The organism is Desulfobaculum sp. (assembly GCF_054921475.1).
In genome coordinates this window covers 1-3195 of the sequence record NZ_JBUDSW010000335.1, presented here as the reverse complement: position 1 = coordinate 3195, position 3195 = coordinate 1, and the positions used below count along the sequence as shown (strand labels likewise).

At 58.2% G+C, this 3195-nt stretch carries 4 protein-coding genes; all 4 read right to left on the bottom strand.

What is annotated here, in order from left to right; genetic code table 11:
- Nucleotides 1–166: GTP-binding protein (locus ACY69P_RS15505; RefSeq protein WP_462328128.1), on the bottom strand; the 166-nt coding region annotated here is incomplete at its 3' end.
- 13 nt (nt 167–179) lie between these two features.
- The gene (fusA, locus tag ACY69P_RS15500) at nt 180–2249 is read right to left on the bottom strand and encodes an elongation factor G (protein WP_459901369.1); all 2070 of its coding nucleotides are present in this window, start codon (nt 2247–2249) and stop codon (nt 180–182) included.
- A gap of 15 nt (nt 2250–2264) precedes the next feature.
- Nucleotides 2265–2735: a 30S ribosomal protein S7 gene (rpsG, locus tag ACY69P_RS15495; RefSeq protein WP_404843198.1), complete on the bottom strand. Its 471-nt coding sequence runs from the start codon at nt 2733–2735 to the stop codon at nt 2265–2267.
- 17 nt (nt 2736–2752) lie between these two features.
- Entirely contained in the window at nt 2753–3124 is a 372-nt protein-coding gene (rpsL, locus tag ACY69P_RS15490; RefSeq protein WP_404843199.1) for a 30S ribosomal protein S12, read from the bottom strand.
- Nucleotides 3125–3195: the final 71 nt, after the last annotated feature.

Below are 3195 nucleotides of genomic sequence, written 5' to 3'. Positions count from 1 at the left end.
CCTCAGGAGCCTTGTCGATTTCGTCGAAAGCGACAAAGTCACCACCGCGCAGCAGAGCGGAGCCCTTGGTGATGGCGGCGGTCAGAGTGGTCTTACCGTGGTCAATGTGGCCAACGGTACCGATATTTACATGAGGCTTTTTGCGCTCAAATTTAGCTTTAGCCATGACTGACTACTCCCTAGTTCTTCTTCATGATTTCTTCAGCCACGCTGTTCGGCACTTTCTCGTAGTGGTCGAACTGCATGGTGAAGTTGGCACGGCCCTGCGTGTTGGAACGCAGGTCGGTGGCGTAACCAAACATCTCGCTCAGCGGCACCATGGCCGAAACGACCTGGGCATTGGCGCGGGAGTCCATGCTGGACACCTTGCCGCGGCGGGAGTTGAGATCGCCCATCACGTCGCCGAGGTATTCCTCGGGGGTGACGACTTCCACTGCCATGATGGGCTCCAGCAGAGCCATGGAGGCCTGCTTTGCAGCTTCCTTAATGGCCATGGAACCGGCGATGTAGAACGCCTGCTCGGAAGAGTCGACTTCGTGGAAGGAACCGAAAACAAGTTTCACCTTCACGTCCACAACCGGGTAACCGGCCATGATGCCGTTCTTCAGAGCGTCCTGAATGCCTTTGTCAACCGAGGGGATGTATTCCTTGGGAATGACACCGCCAGTGATGGCGTTGGTGAACTCGTATCCCTGTTCGGGATTCGGCTCGACCTCGATGACAACGTGGCCGTACTGTCCGCGACCACCACTCTGCTTGGCGTACTTGTGGTCCACCTTCGCAGCCTTGGTGATGGTTTCGCGGTATGCAACGCGGGGGGCGCCCACGTTGGCGTTAACGTTGAACTCGCGCAGGAGGCGGTCAACGATAATTTCAAGGTGCAGCTCGCCCATACCGGCGATGAGGGTCTGTCCGGTTTCGTCGTCGGAGGACACCTGGAAAGACGGATCTTCCTTGGCGAGCTTGACGAGTGCTTCGGACAGGGAGTCGCGGTCGCCCTTGGACTTGGGCTCGATGGCAACCTGGATAACCGGATCCGGAATCTCCAGGGACTCGAGCACAACAGCCTTGCCGGGCTCACAGAGCGTGTCACCGGTGGACACGGTCTTCAGGCCAACAGCAGCGACGATGTCGCCAGCGCCAGCCCACTTGATTTCCTCGCGATCGTTGGCGTGCATCTTCAGGAGACGACCAATGCGTTCCTTCTTGCCGGTGTCGGCGTTGATGACGGTCATACCGGACTCGATGGTACCGGAGTAGAGTCGCAGGAAGGTCAGGTGACCAACGTAGGGGTCGGTGGCAAGCTTGAACGCCAGAGCGGCGAGGGGCTTGTCATCGTCACAGGGGCACTCGATCTCGTCTTCGGTGCCGGGAGCGTGACCAACCATCTGCTCGATGTCGAGCGGAGAAGGCAGGAAGTTCACGACAGCGTCGAGCAGAGGCTGAACGCCCTTGTTCTTGAACGCGGTGCCGCACAGAACCGGCGCAATGGCCATGTTCGTGGTGGCGACGCGAATGCCGTTGATGATCTCTTCCTCAGTCAGCTCTTCGCCGTTGAGGTATTTGTCCATCAGGGCTTCGTCTTCTTCCGCGATGGCTTCGATCATCTCGGTGCGCAGGGTCTCGTACTGTTCCTGCAGATCGGCAGGGACGGGCTCAACGGCGAATTCAGCGCCGCGGGTCTCGTCGTCAAACAGCATAGCCTGACCGGTGATGAGGTCGACCATTCCACGGAACTGGTCTTCGTTGCCGATGGGCAGCTGCAGCGGAACAGCCTTGGCACCAAGGCGATCCTTCAGCATCTCGACGCAACGGAAGAAGTCAGCGCCGATGCGGTCCATCTTGTTGACGAAGGCGATGCGGGGGACGTTGTAGCGGTCAGCCTGACGCCACACCGTCTCGGACTGGGGCTCAACACCGGAAACGGCGTCGAACACAGCCACAGCGCCGTCAAGCACGCGCAGTGCGCGCTCAACTTCCATGGTGAAGTCAACGTGGCCGGGAGTATCAATGATGTTGATACGATGTTCCTTCCAGAAACAGGTGGTCGCAGCGGAGGTAATGGTGATGCCTCGCTCCTGCTCCTGCTCCATCCAGTCCATCGTGGACTCGCCATCATGGGTCTCGCCGATCTTGTGGGAAACACCAGTGTAAAAGAGAATACGTTCGGTAGTCGTGGTTTTGCCCGCGTCGATGTGGGCCATGATACCGATGTTTCTCTGTTTTTTGATGGGGACTTTGCGTGCCACTTTCTTACTCCAATACTACCAGCGGTAATGGGCAAAAGCCTTGTTGGCTTCGGCCATGCGGTGGGTATCTTCTTTCTTCTTCACTGCGCCACCGCGGTTGCCGTAAGCATCCAGCAGTTCGTTGGTGAGGCGGGCGGTCATGCCCTTCTCGCCACGGGAGCGGGCGTAGGTGATGAGCCAGCGGATAGCCAGCGCGACCTGACGGTCGGGGCGGACTTCCATCGGCACCTGGTAGGTCGCGCCACCAACACGGCGGGACTTGACTTCCAGCTGCGGCTTCACGTTGTCCAGAGCCTTTTCAAACGCCTTGATCGGCTCTTCACCGGACTTCTCGGCAAGGGTGTCGAGAGCGGAGTAGAAAACCTTCTCAGCAATGCTACGCTTACCGTCGCGCATCAGGCGATTGATAAACCTGGAAGCAAGCACGCTGTTGAACTTCGGATCAGGCAGAATTTCTCTTTTTGGTACGGGACCTTTTCTCGGCATTACTTAATTCTCCCAGCTTACTTCGGTCGCTTGGCGCCGTATTTGGAACGGCCCTGTCGACGGTCAGCAACACCGGCCGTATCGAGGGAGCCACGGACAATGTGGTAACGCACACCGGGCAAGTCTTTGACACGACCGCCGCGGATAAGCACCACAGAGTGTTCCTGCAGGTTGTGGCCCTCACCAGGAATGTAAGAAGACACCTCAATACCGTTGGTCAGGCGCACACGGGCAACCTTACGCAGAGCGGAGTTCGGTTTCTTCGGGGTAGTGGTGTACACGCGGGTACACACGCCACGGCGCTGAGGGCAAGCCTGAAGAGCAGGAGTCTTCTTGCTCTTCGTGCGCTTCTTACGAGCACCGCGGACAAGTTGGTTAATGGTAGGCATTCAGTTCCTCCGTCGTATTTTGGGTCCCGGGTTCGGGTTTTGCGTTATATGTCGCGCCCACCCGGTCCTCC